Source organism: Novosphingobium mississippiense (assembly GCF_044029535.1).
Lineage (GTDB): Bacteria > Pseudomonadota > Alphaproteobacteria > Sphingomonadales > Sphingomonadaceae > Novosphingobium.
In genome coordinates this window covers 2,205,934-2,224,860 of the sequence record NZ_CP147001.1, presented here as the reverse complement: position 1 = coordinate 2,224,860, position 18,927 = coordinate 2,205,934, and the positions used below count along the sequence as shown (strand labels likewise).

The window sequence follows — 18,927 nt, the reverse complement described above, 5'->3', positions numbered from 1 at the left end:
CCTTTTCCGTTTCAGGAAAAGGCCTTCAGCACGCGCAACGCGCGCTGTTCCAGCATCCGGCGATGGGGGGCGGCGAAGCGGTCGCCTTGCGTCGCGCTTTGCGCAAGGAACCAGTCGTAGCTCTCTTCCAACATGTCGAAGTTCGAATAGCGCGGGCACCAGCCGGTCGCCAGCAGCGGGGCGACATCGAAATGGCAGTCGCGGTGGTAGGTGCGGTAGTGCCACGCGGTCAGTGGCGACAGGCCGACGCTGTGCAGCGCGTGGAGCAGGGCCATCGCCGGGCGCACGGGCAGGCCGGTCACGCGGGAGCGTGAACTGGCGTGGGTGATCAGCGCGGTCAGATCCTGTCGCAGGGTGCCGAAACGATCGGTACCCACGTTCCAGGTGCCGGGCTGCCCCCGATCGAGCACGTGGATGTGAAAGTCCACCAGATCATCGACATGGACGAACTGCTGCCGCTGGTTGCCGTTTCCGATCACGTAGACCCGGCGACCGGCGCGGATCCAGTCGAACAGGATGGCGAAGATGCCCAGCCGCCCCGCACCCAGCGTGACGCGTGGGCGGATGGTGACGACGGGAATTCCTGCCGCCTCGCAAATCTGCTGCATCGCCCGCTCGCCCGCCAGCTTGGACCGGCCATAGTCCTCGATCGGGCGCGGTTCGGTGGCGGCGGTGATCGGGCCCTGGGGCGGCAATCCATACACCGCCGTGGTGCTGAGATGCATGACCATGCGCACCCGGGCCTGCACGGCCGCTTCGGCCACGAGGCGCGATCCGCCTTCGTTCACGCGGTAATAGTCGCGCCCAGCGGCCGACTGGGCGACCAGGGCGGCATTGTGGTGCACCACGTCCACGCCCTGCATCGCTGCCGCCACGACAGCCGGGTCGGTGACGCTGCCCGGCACGAATTCGACGTCGGCCGCGCGCGCGGGATCGTCCACCATGTCCAGCACGCGCACGCGTTCCCCGCGCGCGTGCAGGCGGGCGGCGAGGCGGGCGCCGATGAAGCCCGATCCGCCGGTGATCAGATGCAGCATCAGTGAAACCGCCGCGCCATCATCGCCTGCACATTGCGATGCGCCACGGCCATGACGGTGCCTTGCGGATTGACCATGGTGGGCGTGCAGAGCAGCGAGGCATCGTTGATGTAGAGCCCCTCGGCACCATGCACGCGGCCGTGGGAATCGGCGGCGCAGCGGCTTTCCTCCTCCCCCATCGGGCAGGAGGAGAAGACGTGGACCGAGGTGAGGGCACCATCCGCAGCGGCCAGCGTCTCGGGCAGCAGGGCAATGTCTGCCGGCGAGTTCAGCGTGGGATAGCCGGCGATGCAGGGATGCACGCGTTGTGCGCCGGCCGCGAACAGCGCCTGCGCCAGTCGTGCCAATCCTTCGGCCAGCGTTCGCAGTTCCTCCTGCGCGAAACGGATCCGCACGAAGGGGTCGCGAAAGCCCGGCATGTTGCGGACCGATGCCGTGCCGACCCCGCTCTGCACGTAATAGATGCCCATGTTGCGCCACCGCTCTGCAATCAGATCCCACGCATCCTCGCCGCCCGGAAGCGTGCCGGTCAGCGCCATGCCCAGCATGGCGGGATTGCTGATCGAACAGCCCATGCCGAAGCGCGGTTCGAACTCCTTGATCTGGTGAACGGGATCGCAGTCGTCCGGCCGGTTCACTTCGTGGTCGAATTCGGCGACGACCTTCACCATCGGGTGAAAGCGCAGCGAATTGCCGATATTGCGCGTCAGCCCGGATCGGCGCAGCAGGGCAGGGGTCTGCACCGCTCCGCAGGCGGCGATCACCACCGGCGCGCGGAACGAGACGGCACGGCGGATGCCGGCGGCATCGACGCGGCTTCCCTCCGCAACCCACATCCCGTTTTCGCGCCGCAGCCGGTCGATCCGCGTTGCGGGCGAGAGTTGGCCGCCCGCCGCCAGAAAGCGCGGCACGAAAGTGGCGGACATCGACTGACGCTCCCCCCCGCCGTCGCCGCGATAGTGGATCAGGCGCGGCGTCTCGATCGCATGCCAGCCATTCGCGGTCGCCCCCCGGTGCAGCATCTGCGACATTTCGGACGGCCGCCCGGCCACGTATTCGACCAGTGCGACCTGTTCGCACGCCTCGAAATGCGGGGTCATCCCGGCAAGGTCCAGATCGTCCACGCCGAAGCGGCGGCGCCAGTCGTCCAGGATATAGTCCGGCGTGCGGTGATAAAGCCCGCGATTGACCTCGCTGCCGCCGCCCACGCAGCGGCCTTCCACCCAGGCCAGCTTGCTGCCGCCCATCGCCACGCTGACGCCGGCGTTGCGGTACTTCGCCAGCATCTCTTCGCGCGAGAAATGCGGAACTTGGGAAAGGGGCACGTGGCCGCCTTCCTCCACCATCAGCACCGCATGGCCGGCGCGGGCCAGTTCGGTGGCGCTGACGGCGCCGCCCGGGCCGGAGCCGATTACCAGAACGTCGATCGTTTCACCCCCCGGTGCAGTCATGCGGCGATCCTGCCCCTTTCGCCCTCACCGCCGGGATAGGCCACCGAGTAGAGGCCATAGGCGGAAAAGCTGGCATAGAACGCGATCATCGATCGCAGCGGACCGATCGCGGAACGGCGCCAGCGCAGCACGTGCCGGTTCTGGCGCGGGGTGGCGAGGCGGGAAAAGCGGCGTTCCCCGCGCAGCACCGGCGTATATTCGAACAGATAGGCCAGCATGTGAAAGCCCAGCCGGAAAAAGTCCGGCATCCCGGCGACGGTGGCCAGCACATAGTCCTGGACTTGCGCGCGCTCCGCAGGGTGCATGGCGGGGCACTGGTCATCCACCAGCCTGTCCACCAGCGGCACGATCACGCGGGAGAAGGCCGTGGGTGAAGCGGGGGCGGGCGCGAAGGCGGCGGCGGGCTGGCTCATGTCACTTGCCCGATCCGTGCAGCATGTCCACCGGGGTGAAGCTGCGATCCGTCAGCGACGCCAGGCTGGGCATGTCCAGGAACGTCACCAGCAGCAGCACGCAGATGTTCACCGCCAGCATCGTCATCAGCCGGCGCGAACGGAACATGCGTTCGGGCCGCTGGGCGATGGAATCGGGCAGCATCGACAGCCAGAGGTAGCAGCCGAACAGCCCGGTGATGAACGGGAAGGCCACCATGTATTCGATGCGGTACTTGATCAGGAACACGCCCAGGAAGAACGAGGATAGCATCGCGTACGTCAGGCAACTGACGATCAGGCTTTCGGCGGTGTAGCCACCGAACGACTTGCGATAGCGCTTCAGCGTCTCGATCCCGACGCTGGCGGTAATGTCGCGATATTCCGACAGGCGCTTGGATCCCATCAGGAATGCGCCGCCGGTCCAATAGGCCAGCAACAGGCTGGCAGGGGGCATGCTGGTGGGGTCAAGCATCAGCCAGCCCAGCGTCAGCCGGATCGGGTTGTTCACCGATTCGGAGATCACGTCCAGGAACGGGCGGTCCTTCGAACGGATCGGCCGCACGTTGTAGATCAGGCCGGAAAGCAGGAACACCAGCGCGCAGATGAAGAACGCGCCGCCGATCCAGTAGGCCAGCAGCAGGCCCAGCGCGGCGAAGGCGGCATATTCCAGATAGACCAGCGCGGGCGAGAGTTGCAGGGATACCGCCTTGCGGTGGTGCTTGGACGGGTGGTGCGCGTCGAATTCGCGGTCCAGCCACTCGTTGATCACGTAGTTGGCCGATGCGATGGCGATGGCGACGGCAAAGCCCACCACCACCCGCTGCGGCGCATCCAGCAGCGACGGTTCGCGCAGGGCATAGGCCAGGATCAGCCCCGGGATGATGAACACGTGCTTGGAGATATGGTCGAACCGCGCAAGGCTGAGGTAATCGCGCAGGCGGGCGGTGCGGCTGTCCATGCTCACGGAAGCGGGCATCTGCGGGTTCTCCTGGGGCGTAGGCCTAGGTGGGGATGGCGAAAGGCTGGGATCATGGCCGCGCGTCACGGGTGCGGAACCGGGCGTGCGGGCGGCACGATGTAGATGCGCCCATCGGTCAGGCGCGTGGTGGCGCGCAGGGACAGGTCGCGCACCAGCGTGGCTTCGGGCGCGAGGTAGAAGCGCCAGTCCACATTGTCGAAGAACACCACGTAGACCGGCACATCGCCCACGGCGGCGCGCGCGCCGATGGCGGCGATCTGGCGATCCACCGGGTTGCCCGGATCCGGCCGGTCGGTGCGCAATTCACGCTCCCGCGGCGAAAGCAGGGCAGGACGCTCGTCCAGCAGGGCGATCACTTCCGGCCCGTTCGAGACGATCACCGCATTGGCCGGCAGCGCGCGCACGGCGGCGATGGTGGGCGATTCGCGCCAGATCCGTGCGTTGTAGCCAAAGCCCTTGGCATAGACCTGGTGCGTACGCACGGCAGAGCGCATCGCGTGCGACCCGATCACCGCCAGTGCCACTACCGCCAGCAGGGCCAGCACCGCGCGTTCGCCCTTGCGGTTGCGGTCCAGGGCGCTGGCTTCCACGCCCAGCAGCATCACGAAGCCGAAATAGGCGGGCAGGGCATAGCGCCCGTTCAGCGAAAGGTTGGCCTCTAGCGAGGTGGAAAGCCAGACGAAGGCGAGGTAGGCAACCACGAAGATCGCCAGCATCAGCGAGAATGCGGCGCGAAGGTCGATCGAGGGCGTGTCGGCAGCGGGCGAGAGGTTCGGCACCGCAGGTGCGGAACGCCAGCGCCGCCATTGGCGCGCGGTCTGCCACGCCGCGAAACCCAGCACCCCCAGCAGCACCGCCACGCGCAGCGGCAGCGGCACCTGGTCGGGGAACAGCCAGGCAGCCAGCGTCTCCAGATTGTTGTGCCACTGCTTGGGCCCCATGTTGCCGTAGAACACCAGATCGCGGCCGATGGAGTGGCCCACGGTCTCGGTGCTCCAGACCACCCAGCCGAAGAACAGCGCCGCGCCCGGCAGTGCCAGCAGCACGCAGTCGACGATGCGGCGGCCGAACGAAGTGGCCGGCCGGGCCAGGATCACCAGCGCGATGGCCGCGCCCAGCGGCGGGCCGGTGAAGCGCGTCAGCGTCGCCACGCCCAGCAGCACGGACGCCAGCAGCAGGTCCCCCCGGCGGCCATGTTCGAAGTAGTTCAGCGCGAACCACATCGTTGCCATCATGAAGGTCATGAACGGCGCTTCGGACATCGCGCCGGAATGGAGCGTGACGAACTGTGGCGAAAGGATCAGCAGCGCGGTGGCGACGGCGGACAGGCGCCAGTCGCCGCCGGCGCGCTGCACCAGCGCGAAGACCAGCACGACATTGGTGCACAGGAACACCACCGCCAGCGCCATCGCGGTCGCCAGCAGGGATGGGCCCAGCGCGTGGCCGCCCACCAGCATCCAGTGATAGACCGGCGCGTCGTAGGGTACCGGGCTGATCCCCATGTAGCGGGTGGAATCCGGATAGACGCCGATGCCGTGATGGACGTTGAACGCGAACGTCACCAGCGCCACGGCCAGCAGCACCGCGCAGGCGAGCCAGGCAGGAAGCGGGGAGCGGCCGGCCGCTCCAACGCGGCGGAACGGCGCCGCGCCCTCCATCGTGGCGGCGGAAGTCGTCATGTCCATCAGTGCAGCAACCTTTCCGCCGTGGCGCCGTCGATGCCCGCCAGCACCGCGTCGAGCGCGGCCACAAGCCGGTCGATCTGCGCCTCGGTCACGATCAGGGGCGGCATGAAATGCAGTACGCCGGGGGCTTCCGGCAGGTAGTGGGCCAGAATGCCGTGGCGTTCGTAAAGCTCGCCGGCCACTGCCGCGATCGGCGGGCTGCTGGCGGCGGATTGCTGGCCGAACGCAAGCTCCACCGCCTGGAAGCAGCCCTTGCCGCGCAGCGCGGCGATGTAGCGGGGATACTTCGCACGAAGCCGTTCCAGCCCGGTGCGCAAGTGGGCGCCCATGGCGCCGGCGCGCTCTATCAGCCGTTCCTCGGCCAGCACGTTCAGCGCCTCTATGGCGACGGCGCAGGTTTCGCCCATGCCGGAAAAGCTGGAACTGTGCAGGTTGCAGTCCTGCGTGTTGCCATAGGCCTTGTCGAACAGCGCCTGAGAGGTGACCATCGCCCCCATCTCTCGCTTGCCGCCTGCCAGCGTGCGGGCCAGCGTTACCACATCGGGCACCGCATCCTCGTGCTGGAACGCGCAGAACAGGCCGGTGCGGCCCAAGCCCACCCGCGTCTCATCGAAAACCGTCAGGATATCCGCCGCGCGGCAGGCCTCCACCAGATCGGACAGGTAGCCCAGCGGCGGCGATTCGCAGGTGGCGCTGCGCAGCGGCTCCACGATCACCGCGATGATCGCGTTTTCCGCGCCGCCCTCCCGCTCGATCGCCTCGTGCAGCGCGGCGATGTCGCCGTGGCGCGCATGGATCACGTTTTCGCCGGGCACCCCCATCAGGAAGCCGGGCTGGCCGTCCTGTCCGGCATCGCCCTGCAAGAACACGAACTTGCTCTTGCCCTTGGGCGTCTGAACCCGTTCGCATAGCTTCATGGCGGCTTCGTTCGCCTCGTTGCCGGAGACGGCCAGGAACGTGACGTCCAGCGGTTCGGGCAGGAAGCGGGCGATGTTGTAGGCCAGCACCCCCTGCAGCTTGTGCGGGGCGATCTTGATGCAATCCAGCACCAGATCGTCGTGGCAGCGCCGTTCTGCCGCGACGATGCGCGGATGGTTGTGGCCCAGCCCCAGCGCGCCGAACCCGCCTGAAAAATCCAGCACCCGCCGCCCGTCGCGCAGCGTGATCTCGCAGCCTTGGGCGCTGGCGATGTCCATCATGCGCAGGCCCAATACATCGCCCAATTGCTGGGCATAGCGGTCGAGATGGGCGGCGTGGAGGTCCAGCGCGGTGGCTTCGTCCAGCGCCAGGCTTTGCGCCAGCGTCAGCAGATCGCGCCGGGCCTTGCGGTCCCTTCGGGTCGCTGCAGATACGCTATCCGATGTCGTCCTGTCGGTCGTCGAAAACTGTGTCGCCACGCGGGACGGCTCCCCACATTCCCATTCAGGCGCCAAGTCTACGGTTATTCGGGGGCCGGCAGTATCTACAGGACCTTATAATCCCGAAGGTCATGGCGGCGATCCGGGCGGATTCCCGAACGGGCCGGGCGCATTCCCGAACGGGATCGGCATGGCAATTTCGGCTGCAATTAGAGGTAGCTCCTTTGCCCCCTGGCGCTTGCCCGCGGCACCCGCTTGCGGCAGAGGGATCCGAATGGCCGCCGCCGGCCATCCTTTCGATGCGGGGAAAATCGATCATGGACAGCCTTGACCGCATCCTGGCTGACATTGCCGAAGAGATGCGGGAAATGACGCATCGCGGCAAAGTGGCGGACTATATTCGCCCCCTGGCGCAAGTGCCGATCGACAAGTTCGGCATCGCCGTGGTCACCGCGAAGGGCGCGGTCCATCTGGCGGGCGATGCGGAAGAGGCCTTCTCGGTCCAGTCCATCTCCAAGGTTTTCGCGCTGACGCTGGCGCTGGGCACGGTGGGCGACCAGCTGTGGAATCGCGTGGGGCGCGAACCTTCGGGCAGCGCCTTCAATTCGATCGTCCAGCTGGAAAACGAACACGGCATCCCGCGCAATCCGTTCATCAACGCCGGGGCCATCGTGGTGGCGGACATGCTGCTGGGCCACCACCAGCCGCGCGAGGCGATCGGCCAGATGCTGCGCTTCGTGCGCGAACTGACGGGCGACGACACCATCAGCGTGGATGAGGAGGTGGCGCGGGCGGAGCAGGAGACGGGCTTTCGCAACAAGGCGCTGGCCAACTACATGCGCGCCTTCGGCAATATCCAGGGCGACGTGGACCTCGTGCTGGGCACCTACTTCCACTATTGCGCGCTCAGCATGAGCTGCCATCAGTTGGCGCTGGCCGGGCGCTACCTGATGGATGGCGGCCGATCCGGCGGTCACCGCGTGATCACTGCCAAGCGCGCGCGGCGCATCAATGCCGTGATGATGTCCTGCGGGCATTACGACAATTCGGGCGATTTCGCCTATCGCATCGGCCTGCCCGGCAAGTCCGGCGTGGGCGGCGGCATTCTGGCAGTGGCGCCGGGCGTCGCCAGCATCGCGGTATGGTCCCCCGGGCTCAACCCCAGCGGCAATTCGCAGTTGGGCCAGATCGCGCTGGAGCGGCTTGTCCAGCGCACCGGATGGTCGGTGTTCGAGCCGCGCTACGGCGATCTGTGACCATGGCCGGGCCACCGGACGCGCCCCTCAAGACCAGCTTCGCGCCGATCGTGGACGCACGCACGCGGGTTCTGCTGCTGGGCACATTGCCGGGTGAAAAGTCGCTGGCGGCGGGCGAATACTACGCCAATCCCGGCAATGCCTTCTGGTGGCTGATCGGCGAAGTCCTGGGCGAAAGCGATCTGCGATCAAGGCCTTACGACCTGCGCCTGAACACCCTGCAGAGCCATCGCCTGGGATTGTGGGACGTGATCGAGAGTGCCCGGCGGCAGGGCAGCCTGGACACGGCGATTCGCGAAGCGACCCACCGTGACCTTGCCGCGTTCGCCAGCACGCTGCCAGACTTGCGCGCCATCGCCTTCAACGGCGGCAAGGCGGCGCGGGACGGGCGCCGACAACTGGCAGGGCAGGAGGGGCGCTGGGCCCTGATCGACCTGCCATCCTCCAGCGGCGCCCATGCCGCAATGGCACGGGCCGACAAGCTGGCACGGTGGCGGCAGATCGCGGCCTATCTGCAATAGGCGTTCAATCCGCCTGACTTTCGCCCTTCCGATCGGCGAAGACCTTCATCGCATCGTAGGCGGCATCGCGTTCCTCCACCGGCAGCGACAGCAGATAGCGCGCGGCCTCCTTGTAAGTGAGGAAAGGCTTGTCATCGACCACGACGGGCACGGTTCGCCCGTTGAAGACCCGGCGCAGCAGGCGTCTTTGGGTTCTGCCCAAAGATTGTTCGGGCGATTGGCCCGATTGATCGTCGTCTTCCATCAAGTCTTTTTCCAAAAAGCAAATTTTGCAGAGCCGTTGTCGATGTCCATCTCGAATACGTCGCCGTTGTATTTTTCGGCGAAATACAATCCACCTTCGTGGGAGATGTGTACAAAATCGAAAACGACGGTGCTGGACCGGTCGAAAGTTCGATCATGACCGACCGTGGATCCCGGTTCCGGATCTATTTTCCATAGCAGGCATCGGTTGTCGTCAAACAGGCAAATTTCCTTGCCCAGGATATCTTCGCAAACCACTCCGTCCTTGGGGTGAGATGCGAATAAAATCAGTGATCTGCCGTTAGGAAGGCGGTGCGTTTCCGAGATTTCGTAATCGCTGATTTTCATGACGTCGCTCGTGGATTTCCCGTCCGGCATGGGCGAGCGACGGCGCTATGCCCGCAGCGTAGATCGCCGATCAGGTCTTCTCCGCCTGACGAAGCTGGCCGGATTTGAGTGCCGGTTTCTGCGAAAGGCCGCCCTGTTCCATGATCTGTTCGCGGAATTCGTCGCGCTTTTCGTGGATGGAGGCGATGACCGGGCCCATGGCCACGCCGATTTCCACCAGCGCCGCTTCGGACAGTTGCAGCGAGCTTTCCAGCGTTTCCGGCACGGCATGGGTCGCTCCGGCGCGGTAGAGCACGCCGGCGTGCACGGTGTCGCGCGCGCGGGCGATGATCGGCATGTCGGGAAAGTCCGCGCGCAGCTTGCGCACGATGCGCTGGGCGGAGACCGGTTCGTCCATCGTCAGGATCACCGCCGCCGCGTTCGAAACGCCCAGTCGCAACAGCGCATCGCCGCGCGCGGCATCGGCGAAGGCGACGGTGTAGCCCAGCCGACGGCCTTCGGTGACGAGGTCCGAATTGCTGTCCACCGCCAGATAGGGGCGGCCGTGGCGCGTCAGCATGTCCGCCACCAGATGGCCGACGCGGCCGAAGCCGACGATCAGCGTCGGCGGTTTGTCGTTCGCTTCGGCGGGTTGGTGGGGCGCTTCCACGCCTTCCACGCGGCGGGCCATGATCTTGCCCATCTTGGCCAGCGCCGGCGTGATGGTCAGGCCCAGCGCGGTGACGATCTGCCAGAACATCGCGGTGCCCGGCTGGATCAACTGCGCCGCGCCCGCCGCGCTCAGCACGATCAATGTCGTTTCGGAAGGGCTGGCCATCAGGATGCCGGTTTCCGTGGCAGTGCCGCGCCGCGCGCCCATCAGGCGCAGCAGCAGGCTGGTGACGATGGCCTTCAGCACCATCACCGCCACCGTGGCGACCAGAATCGGGCCAAGGTTCTCCCACACCACGCGCAAGTCGATCCGCATGCCGATGGTGATCAGGAACACGCCGAGGGCCAGGCCCTTGAACGGCTCCGTCATCTGTTCGACCTCGGTGTGATACTCCGTCTCGGCGATGAGAAGGCCCGCCACCAGCGCGCCGACGATGGGCGAAAGCCCGGTGGCGGCAGTCGCCAGAGAGGCGAGGATGACGACCAGCAGGCTGGCGCTGAGGAACAGTTCCGGGCTCTTGGTCCGTGCCGCCTGCGCGAAAAGGGGCGGCAGCAGATAGCGCCCGGCGATCAGCAGCAGGATGACGACGCCGGTGCCCCAGACCAGCGTGTGGATCAGCCCGTCCATCCCCGCGCCCTTGGCATGCGGGGCCAGCGCGCCCAGCAGGAAGACGATGGGGACCAGGGCGATATCCTCGAACAGCAGCATCGCCAGCGCCGCGCGGCCGACCGGGCTGGAGGTATCGGTGATCTTCAGCACCAGCGCGGTGGAGGACAGCGCCAGCGCCAGCCCCAATGCCATCGCGCCGGAGATTCCCTGGCCCAGCGTGGCGAAGATGAACGTCATCGACCCGCCGATCAGCAGCAGTTCCAGCGATCCCAACCCGAACACGAAGCGCCGCATCGCCCATAGGCGTGCGAACGACAGTTCAAGCCCGATCGAGAACAGCAGCAGGATGATGCCGAATTCGGCGAATATCTCCAGCCCGTCCGGATCGGTGATCGTCACCCAGGACAGCCACGGATGGTCGAACACCAGCCTGCCCAGGCCGAACGGGCCGACCAGCAGGCCCACCAGAATGAAACCGATCACCGGGGTGATGCGGTATCGGTTGAACACCGGAATGACGATGCCCGCAGCGCCCAGGATCACGAGGGCATCGGACATGACGGGGGATGAAAGTGCGTTGGTGCCGGCCATGTCAGGCCACTATGGCAGGGCGGGCGGGCCAGACAATGACGAACTGCCCCTGGATCCGCCAAGTCTTTGTTTGAACATGCATGATAGGTCTATTCTAGGACGGCGCCGGCCGATTCCTGCGCCAAACGGCCCAATTGCGGCAAACTTCGGGCCGGCTCTGGCCGGGGGCGGGGCGAGGAGGAGAGAGGGGCCGCAAAATCCGGCCACACGCTCGATTTCCGAACCGATCGCAGTTCGCTGTGTAAGCGTGTGTAACTTCACTTGGCGTTCAGCAAAGCGCTGTCTATAGACCGGCCCCATGTTCGAACGCTCGCGCTTCAAGATCGCTCTCCTTGCCGCCGCTACCGGGGCCCTCGTTCTCACCGCCGGCTGTGCCGGGCGGGGCAACAAGAACAAGGATACCGCCTATGTCGCGCGTGACGTCGATACGCTTTACGCGGCTGCCCAGGATCGCCTGAACAAGGGCCAGACCAAGGCCGCCGCCGCGCTGTTCGACGAAGTGGAGCGCCAGCACCCCTATTCGCCCTGGGCCCGCCGCGCCCAGTTGATGAGCGCCTTCAGCTATTACGCCGCGCGCGATTACAACAAGGCGATCCAGTCGGCGCAGCGCTTCCTCTCGATCCACCCGGGCAACAAGGACGCGCCTTACGCCTACTACCTGATCGCGATCTCGTACTACGAGCAGATCAGCGACGTTACGCGCGACCAGAAGACCACCGAACAGGCCAAGCAGGCGCTGACCGACGTGATGCGCCGCTATCCCAATTCGCCCTACGCGGCCGATGCCAAGCTGAAGATCGACCTGGTGAACGATCACCTGGCCGGCAAGGAAATGACCATCGGCCGCTCGTACGAGCGCAGCGGCAAGTGGCTGGCCGCCACGCTGCGTTTCCGCAACGTGGTGGACAATTTCCAGACCACCAGCCACGCGCCCGAAGCGCTGTTCCGCCTAGTGGAAGGCTATCTCTCGCTCGGCATCCCACTGGAAGCGCAGAAGGCCGCTGCCGTGCTGGAAACCAACTATCCCAATTCGAAGTGGTATCAGCGCGCCTACAAGCTGATGAACCGCTACGCGCCGAAGAACGTCGCCGCCTGACAGGCACGGCTTCCGACGAAATTCAACGCCGGTCGGCCACATGGCCGGCCGGCGTTTTCGTTATCGGAAAGCGCGATAGGGCGTGACGGGCGAAAATCTTTTCGCTAGAACGCAACGCGAACATGCTGACACGCCTCGCCATTCGCAACATCGTGCTGATCGAAGCGCTCGATCTCGATTTCGCGCGGGGGCTGGGCGTCCTCACGGGTGAGACGGGCGCGGGCAAATCGATTCTGCTGGACGCGCTGGGCCTGGTCATCGGCAACCGGGCCGACAGCGGCCTCGTCCGCGCGGGGGAAGACCGCGCCAGCGTCACCGCCAGCTTCGAATTCGCCGCGCTGCCCGCCGTGGTGCGTGGCGTCCTTGACGAAGCGGATCTGGAGATCGAGCCGGGCGAACCGCTGATCCTGAAGCGCCAGTTGCGCGCCGATGGCGGCAGCCGTGCGTTCCTGAACGACCAGCCGGTCAGCGTCTCCCTGCTGCGCGAGATTGCGCCGGTCCTCGTCGAAATCCACGGCCAGCACGACGATCGCGGCCTGGTCAATTCCAAGGGCCACCGCGCGCTGCTCGACCGTTTCGCCGGCGGCGATGTGGCCGGCGTGGAGGCCGCGTGGAAGACCTGGCGCACCGCGCAGGGCGCGCTCGATGCCGCCCGTGCGCAAGTGGCCAAGGCGGCCGAGGATCAGGACCTGCTGCTGGCCCACCTGACCGAACTCAACGCGCTTTCGCCGGTAGAGGGGGAGGAGGAGGAACTCGCCCACGCCCGCGCCGATATGCAGAAGGGTGAGAAGCTGGCCGATGATCTTTCGGCCCTGCAGCACCTTTGGACCGGATCCGATTCGGCACTGGCGAACCTGCGTGGCGCCGCGCGCCGGCTGGACCGCATCGCAGGCGAGCACCCGCTGCTGGCCGACGCCCTCGGTGCGCTGGACCGCGCGCTGATCGAGGCGGGCGAGGCCGAGGAAAAGCTGGAGCGCGCGGCAGAGGCGCTGGCGTTCGATCCCAACGAACTGGACCGTATCGAAACCCGCCTGTTCGATTTGCGCGCCGCCGCCCGCAAGCACATGTGCGCGGTGGACGACCTTCCCGAAAAGATGCGCGGGATGCGGGAGGCGCTGGACGCGATCGAGGGTGGGGAAGGGCATGTCGCCGCGCTGGAGGCTACCGCGCAGAAGGCGGCATTGGCCTATCGCCAGCAGGCGGAGGCACTGCACGACTTGCGCCGCGCCGCCGCCAAGCGGCTGGACAAGGCGGTTGCCGCCGAACTGGCCCCGCTCAAGCTCGATGCCGCTCGGTTCCAGACCTCGGTGTTGAAACTGCCGGAGGATCGCTGGGGCGCGCAGGGCATGGATCAGGTGGAATTCCTGATCAGCACCAATCCGGGCGCCGATTTCGCCCCGCTCGCCAAGATTGCCTCGGGCGGCGAATTGTCGCGCTTCATCCTCGCGCTCAAGGTGGCGCTGGCGGAAGAGGGCGGCGCGGCGACGGTAATTTTCGACGAGATCGATCGCGGCGTCGGCGGCGCGGTGGCAGACGCCATCGGCGAACGCCTTGCCCGGCTGGCCAATGGCAGCGGCGCGGGCGGGCAGTTGCTGGCCGTCACCCACAGCCCGCAAGTCGCGGCGCGCGGCGATCGGCACTTCATGATCGCCAAATCCTCGCAGGGGACGGTCACGCGCACTTCGGTGACGCCGCTCAGCAATGCGGAACGGCAGGAAGAGATCGCCCGTATGCTCTCGGGCGCGGAAGTGACCGCCGAGGCGCGGGCACAGGCCAGCAGACTGCTGGAACGGGCATAGCGCGCCTGGAGCCGTTTCCGATCCGTTTATCGGATCAACTGTTCCAGGATTTTGGTTTGCCGCGTTTTTCGAGTCATCAGATGACCTGATTGGAAAGCGCTCCAGTCGAAAATAGTCGACAAGATTTACGCCATTCCTTTCGGAAGAAATGCCCAAGATCATCAGTGATCGTGGTGTGTTTCCAAGTGAATTGCAAAACGACGGTCAATCAACGACCTGAAAGTGTGCTATTTTGCACATAACAAACACGGCTGATCGGTATAACTACCGATTGCTCAATTGGCGTCGATAGATAATTCCACTTAGTGCCACGGGCCGTATTGTCCCGATGGCGGTTGCGGATATTGAAATGGGGGGTGCCGAAAGAGGAGAAGGAAATGGCTCTACTCGACACCATTCGCGGGGCCATTGCGCCCGGTACTGTCGATAATCTTGCGGCGAAACTGGGCGAAAGCCCGCAGGCCACCAGCAGCGCTCTGGGCGGGATCGTTCCCGTGATCCTCGCGGCAATGTCAGGCCGCATCGCTGCCGGCAGCGGTGGCGGGGTGCTCAGCATGATCAAGACCGCGCTTGTCGGCGGCAACCCGCTGGACAATCAGGCCGCCGTGACCGACCGGCTGAGCGCGGATACCTCGCTTGCCCAACATGCCGGCGGTTTCGTGGACCTGTTCGGTTCCAACTTCGGCGGCGTGGTGAACGCGCTGGCCGATCGTTTCGGCATCGCGCCGCAAAGCGTGCGCTCCCTCCTCGGTGTCGGCGGACTGTTCGCGGCCGGCGGCATCGGCAAGCAACTGGGCTCGACGCCTTCGCTGCCGGAAGTCACCACGCTGCTCAACGGCGAACGGTCATCGATCAATGCCGCCTTGCCGCCGGGCCTGTCCGGACTTCTGACCCCACCCACGACTGCGCCGCACTATGAGGAGCCGGTTCGCGCCGCTTCGGGCGGCATGGCCAAGTGGTGGCCGTTGCTCCTGCTGTTGCTTGCCATACTGGCCCTGATCTGGGCGCTGCGTTCTTGCGCGAACAGGGAAACCACAACCACCGTGACCGAACCGACCACCGCCGCGGTCGAGACGGCCCCGCTGGTGGAGCCCACGCCGACTGCCGAAATCCCGACCGGTTCCGGCATGGTCAGTGAAACGGCGAACGGGCGGCCCGTGCTGCGCGTGTTCTTCGCGGTCGGCAAGTCGGACGTGACCAAGGATCTCTCCACTGCCGCCGGCAGCGTGAAGGATTACGTCGACACGCACCCCGGCTCCTTCGTGGCGGTATCGGGGTACAACGATCCGACCGGCGATGCCGCCGCCAATGCCGCGCTTTCGAAGCGGCGCGCGGAAGAAGTCAGCAAGGCGCTGGTGGCGATCGGGATTCCGACGGCGTCCATCAAGATGATCAAGCCGGCCGACACCACCGGCAACGGCGATACCAATGCGGAAGCCCGCCGCGTGGATGTGACCGTGAGCGAATGACGGTTTCACCCCGTTGGCTCGCCAATGGGGTGGAGCGATAGGCGATCATCGCTGCCCCTTCGATCCGCAAGCGATCGACGGGGCAGCGATGTGTCTGCGACCGTGGGTGGGATTTGCAGGCGATCTCCAGAGCGTTTTCCCATCAGATGATTCCACCCGATTGGAAGCCACTCTAACCGTGCGTGCGGTCGGCCGGCTTCGCCTTGCTGCGCAGTGACAGGCAATAGCCCAGCGTCACCATGATCCCGGTCACCACGGCAGCGGCGCCGCCCCATGCCGCCACCCGCAGCGGTGCGAACACGAACAGCCCGGCATAGATCAACCCGCTCAGGGTGAGAGACCAGCCCGCCACGCGCCGGGCCTGCCGCGCCTGGGCGTGGGGCACGAAAGTCTTGGGCATGCGGTTGCCGTTCCACGCGATCATCAGCCCATTGGCGCCGATCACCAGCCGGGTGACGGTGTCCGTATCGATATAGCCCAGCTTGCGGGCAAGGCTGGCGCCAAGGGCCAGCGCAACGATCAGGCCGCCCCAGGCAAGGTTGCCGTACAAGTCCGTTTTCCCGTCGCGTGTCATCGTGTGGCTTCCTTTCGGGATTCGGGCGCTTCCGCGCTGCCGCCGAACGAATGGACGAAGCCCAGCAGCGCCTCTTCCAGCACCGAGAGCTTGAGGTGATAGATCACCGATTTGCCGGACTTCTCGGCATGGACCAGATCGGCTTCCTTCAGCACGGCGAAGTGGGCGGACATGGTGGGCTTGGACACGTCGAAGCGTTCGCTGATCTCGCCCGCGCTCATCGGCCCCTTGCGCAGCAATTGCAGCACGCGGCGGCGGGTGGGATCGGAAAGGGCCCTGAAAATCTGATTCATCGCACCTGACTCATGATGTGATGATTAGCTAAACATCGAAATGAGTCAAGCCGGGCATTTTCCTACTCCGGTGAGAGGGCGTAGCGTCTCGGGCATGATGCCGTTTCCGTTCCCCGTTGCTCCGCGCGCTGGCGCCGCCTTACAAGGTGACAGGTCGGCGCGAAAAGTGTCACCTTGCGCGCACAAGGTGACGGTTCTCGCCCGTAAGGTGACGGTTTTGGTCCGCAAGGTGACAGGTTTTTCCCCTGAACCGTGTAAACTGTGTCAACCGCCCCGCCTTGCCGTCCGGCGGGCGCATGCGGCATAGGCTGAACCCATGACCGACACTCCCGATCTGTTTCCGAATGAAGCCGAAGCCGCCAACGAACTCATGCGTCTGGCGCGGCAGATCAACCGCGCCAACCGGCTCTACCATGCCGAAGATGCGCCGGAGATCGCGGATGCCGAATACGATGCGCTGGTCCGTCGCAATGCCGAACTGGAAGCGGCTTTCCCGCATCTGATCCGCCCCGATTCGCCCACCAACAAGGTCGGCCACGATGTCGCCGCCTCGCCACTGGGCAAAGTGCGGCACGAGGTTCGGATGATGAGCCTGGACAATGCGTTCAGCGACGAGGAAGTGGAAGACTTCGTCGGCCGCGTGCGCCGCTTCCTGTCCCTCTCTGCAGACGAGCCGGTGATGGTGACGGCGGAGGACAAGATCGACGGCCTCTCCTGCTCGCTGCGCTACGAAAACGGCAAGTTGGTGCGCGCAGCCACGCGCGGCGACGGGCAGGTGGGGGAGGACGTGACGCCCAACGTCGCCCACATCGCCGACATCGTGCAGGAACTGAAGGGCGAAGACATCCCGGACGTCTTCGAGGTGCGCGGCGAAGTCTATATGGAGAAGGCCGCCTTCCATTCGCTCAATGAGACGCTGATGGCTGAGGCACGCGCGCTGGCGGAAGAGAAGGGCCAAGGGGAAGATGGGCCGTTTGACGAGAGCAAGGTTCGCCAGTTCGCCAACCCGCGCAATGCTGCTGCCGGCTCGCTGCGGCAGAAGGATGCCGCGGTCACGGCCAAGCGTCCGCTGCGCTTCTGGGCGCATGGCTGGGGCGCGGCCAGTCACGTGCCGGGTGCAAGCCAGCATGAAGTGATCCGCCGCATCGAAAGCTGGGGCCTGCCGGTCTCGCCGCAGTTCCGGCTGTGCCACTCGGTCGAGGAAATGCTTGCCGCCTACCGCGCGATCCGCGACGGGCGGCCGGACCTGCCGTTCGAGATCGACGGCGTGGTCTACAAGATCGACCGGCTCGACTGGCAGCAGCGCCTCGGCTTCGTCGCCAAGGCGCCGCGCTGGGGGCTGGCGCACAAGTTCCCGGCCGAGCGGGCGGAAACGACGCTGGAATCGATCGACATCCAGGTGGGCCGCACCGGCAAGCTGACGCCGGTGGGACGCCTGAAGCCGGTGCTGGTGGGCGGTGTCACCGTCACCAATGTCACGCTGCACAACCGTGACGAGATCGGCCGTCTGGGCGTGCGCCCGGGCGATACCGTGGTGCTCCAGCGTGCCGGCGACGTGATCCCGCAGATCGTCGACAACCTGACGCGCGAGGTGGAGCGGTCGGCCTTCGCATTCCCGGATCACTGCCCCGAATGCCACTCCGAAGCGGTGGCCGAGGAGGGCGAGGTGGATGTGCGCTGCACCGGCGGCCTCATCTGCCCGGCGCAGCGGACCGAGCGCCTGAAGCACTTCGTCAGCCGGGGCGCGCTCGATATCGAGGGGTTGGGCGAGAAGACGATCGACGAGTTCTTCGCCAAGGGCTGGCTGGAAAGCCCGGCCGACATCTTCCGCCTGCGCAAGCGCCGGGAGGAGATCCTTGCGCTCGATGGGTGGAAGGACAAGTCTGTGGACAACCTGTTGGCGGCGGTGGAAAACAAGCGCCAGCCCGATGCCGCGCGGCTGCTGTTCGGCCTGGGTATCCGCCATGTCGGTGCGGTGACGGCGCGCGATCTGCTCAAGCGTTTCGAAACGCTGCCTGCACTGCGCGAGATTGCCGAGAAGTCGCATGAAGCTGTGGGTGAGCAGGTGGGCGAGGAAGCCGCGCAGGCCGCCAGCGATGCCTATTCCGAACTCGTTTCGATCGACGGGATCGGCCCGGCCGTGGTGGAGGCGTTGGGCGACTTCTTCCACGAAGAGCACAACCGCGCGGTGTGGGACGATATCCTCTCTGAAGTCGCTCCGCCGCCCTACGTGGTGGAAACGGTGGAGAGCGAGGTCGCGGGCAAGACCGTGGTCTTCACCGGCAAGCTGGAGACGATGAGCCGCGACGAGGCCAAGGCACAGGCCGAACGGCTGGGCGCCAAGGCGGCGGGCTCGATCTCGGCCAAGACGGACATTCTGGTTGCCGGGCCGGGCGCGGGTTCGAAACTGAAGAAGGCGGCGGACCTTGGGATCAAGGTCATCGATGAAGCTGAATGGGCCCGGATCGTCGAAGCGGCCGGCTGACGGGTCGCAAGTATCAGCCGGAGTTCTCGGACCGGGCCCATTGGTCA

At 65.9% G+C, this 18,927-nt stretch carries 17 protein-coding genes; 6 read left to right on the top strand and 11 right to left on the bottom strand.

The genetic code is table 11. The annotated features are described in order from the left end of the window. Positions 1 to 11: 11 nt before the first annotated feature. The 6 genes from WBP06_RS10625 to WBP06_RS10600 all read right to left on the bottom strand — a co-directional run bounded on the left by WBP06_RS10625 (position 12) and on the right by WBP06_RS10600 (position 6,983). Positions 12 to 1,037 (bottom strand): NAD-dependent epimerase/dehydratase family protein, encoded by a 1,026-nt coding sequence (locus WBP06_RS10625; RefSeq protein ID WP_395327285.1) that lies wholly within the window; start codon positions 1,035 to 1,037, stop codon positions 12 to 14. Next, positions 1,037 to 2,488, bottom strand: a complete 1,452-nt coding sequence (locus tag WBP06_RS10620) for a GMC family oxidoreductase N-terminal domain-containing protein (RefSeq protein WP_395327283.1) — start codon at positions 2,486 to 2,488, stop codon at positions 1,037 to 1,039. The genes WBP06_RS10625 and WBP06_RS10620 overlap by 1 nt, the downstream gene beginning before the upstream one ends. Further along, positions 2,485 to 2,901, bottom strand: a complete 417-nt coding sequence (locus WBP06_RS10615; protein WP_395327282.1) for a hypothetical protein — start codon at positions 2,899 to 2,901, stop codon at positions 2,485 to 2,487. The genes WBP06_RS10620 and WBP06_RS10615 overlap by 4 nt, the downstream gene beginning before the upstream one ends. 1 nt (position 2,902) lies before the next feature. Further along, positions 2,903 to 3,898, bottom strand: a complete 996-nt coding sequence (locus WBP06_RS10610) for a UbiA family prenyltransferase (protein WP_395327280.1) — start codon at positions 3,896 to 3,898, stop codon at positions 2,903 to 2,905. Between the two features lie 65 nt (positions 3,899 to 3,963). Continuing rightward, complete coding sequence (locus WBP06_RS10605) at positions 3,964 to 5,586, bottom strand: ArnT family glycosyltransferase (RefSeq protein ID WP_395327279.1); 1,623 nt, start codon at positions 5,584 to 5,586, stop codon at positions 3,964 to 3,966. Further along, entirely contained in the window at positions 5,586 to 6,983 is a 1,398-nt protein-coding gene (locus WBP06_RS10600) for an aspartate aminotransferase family protein (protein ID WP_395327277.1), read from the bottom strand. The genes WBP06_RS10605 and WBP06_RS10600 overlap by 1 nt, the downstream gene beginning before the upstream one ends. A gap of 278 nt (positions 6,984 to 7,261) precedes the next feature. On the opposite strand from WBP06_RS10600, the gene WBP06_RS10595 reads away from it, so the two are divergent. Continuing rightward, a complete protein-coding gene (locus tag WBP06_RS10595) occupies positions 7,262 to 8,200 on the top strand; it encodes a glutaminase (protein ID WP_395327275.1) in 939 nt (312 codons plus the stop codon). A gap of 2 nt (positions 8,201 to 8,202) precedes the next feature. After that, positions 8,203 to 8,721: a DNA-deoxyinosine glycosylase gene (locus WBP06_RS10590; RefSeq protein ID WP_395327273.1), complete on the top strand. Its 519-nt coding sequence runs from the start codon at positions 8,203 to 8,205 to the stop codon at positions 8,719 to 8,721. Positions 8,722 to 8,725: 4 nt separating this feature from the next. On the opposite strand, the gene WBP06_RS10585 is transcribed toward WBP06_RS10590, so the two are convergent. From WBP06_RS10585 to WBP06_RS10575, 3 genes are all read right to left on the bottom strand, one after another. Further along, a complete protein-coding gene (locus tag WBP06_RS10585) occupies positions 8,726 to 8,965 on the bottom strand; it encodes a hypothetical protein (protein WP_395327271.1) in 240 nt (79 codons plus the stop codon). Then, positions 8,965 to 9,312: a hypothetical protein gene (locus WBP06_RS10580; protein WP_395327270.1), complete on the bottom strand. Its 348-nt coding sequence runs from the start codon at positions 9,310 to 9,312 to the stop codon at positions 8,965 to 8,967. Before WBP06_RS10580 ends, WBP06_RS10585 begins: the two co-directional genes overlap by 1 nt. A gap of 70 nt (positions 9,313 to 9,382) precedes the next feature. Beyond that, a complete protein-coding gene (locus WBP06_RS10575; protein ID WP_395327268.1) occupies positions 9,383 to 11,164 on the bottom strand; it encodes a cation:proton antiporter in 1,782 nt (593 codons plus the stop codon). Positions 11,165 to 11,462: 298 nt separating this feature from the next. On the opposite strand from WBP06_RS10575, the gene WBP06_RS10570 reads away from it, so the two are divergent. The 3 genes from WBP06_RS10570 to WBP06_RS10560 all read left to right on the top strand — a co-directional run bounded on the left by WBP06_RS10570 (position 11,463) and on the right by WBP06_RS10560 (position 15,528). Next, a complete protein-coding gene (locus tag WBP06_RS10570) occupies positions 11,463 to 12,260 on the top strand; it encodes an outer membrane protein assembly factor BamD (RefSeq protein WP_395327266.1) in 798 nt (265 codons plus the stop codon). 122 nt (positions 12,261 to 12,382) lie between these two features. After that, positions 12,383 to 14,059 (top strand): DNA repair protein RecN, encoded by a 1,677-nt coding sequence (gene recN, locus WBP06_RS10565; RefSeq protein ID WP_395327264.1) that lies wholly within the window; start codon positions 12,383 to 12,385, stop codon positions 14,057 to 14,059. A 377-nt stretch (positions 14,060 to 14,436) separates the two neighbouring features. After that, positions 14,437 to 15,528, top strand: coding sequence for a DUF937 domain-containing protein (locus WBP06_RS10560; protein WP_395327263.1), 1,092 nt, complete (start codon positions 14,437 to 14,439; stop codon positions 15,526 to 15,528). Positions 15,529 to 15,700: 172 nt separating this feature from the next. Here the strand turns inward: WBP06_RS10560 and WBP06_RS10555 are convergent, their stop codons facing one another. Continuing rightward, positions 15,701 to 16,102 carry an ammonium transporter gene (locus tag WBP06_RS10555; RefSeq protein ID WP_395327262.1) on the bottom strand — a complete coding sequence of 134 codons (402 nt, stop codon included), beginning with the start codon at positions 16,100 to 16,102 and terminating at the stop codon, positions 15,701 to 15,703. Continuing rightward, on the bottom strand, positions 16,099 to 16,395 hold the full coding sequence (locus WBP06_RS10550) for an autorepressor SdpR family transcription factor (protein WP_395327260.1): 297 nt from the start codon (positions 16,393 to 16,395) through the stop codon (positions 16,099 to 16,101). Before WBP06_RS10550 ends, WBP06_RS10555 begins: the two co-directional genes overlap by 4 nt. Positions 16,396 to 16,711: 316 nt before the next feature. On the opposite strand from WBP06_RS10550, the gene ligA reads away from it, so the two are divergent. Further along, complete coding sequence (gene ligA / locus WBP06_RS10545; protein WP_395327258.1) at positions 16,712 to 18,880, top strand: NAD-dependent DNA ligase LigA; 2,169 nt, start codon at positions 16,712 to 16,714, stop codon at positions 18,878 to 18,880. Positions 18,881 to 18,927: the final 47 nt, after the last annotated feature.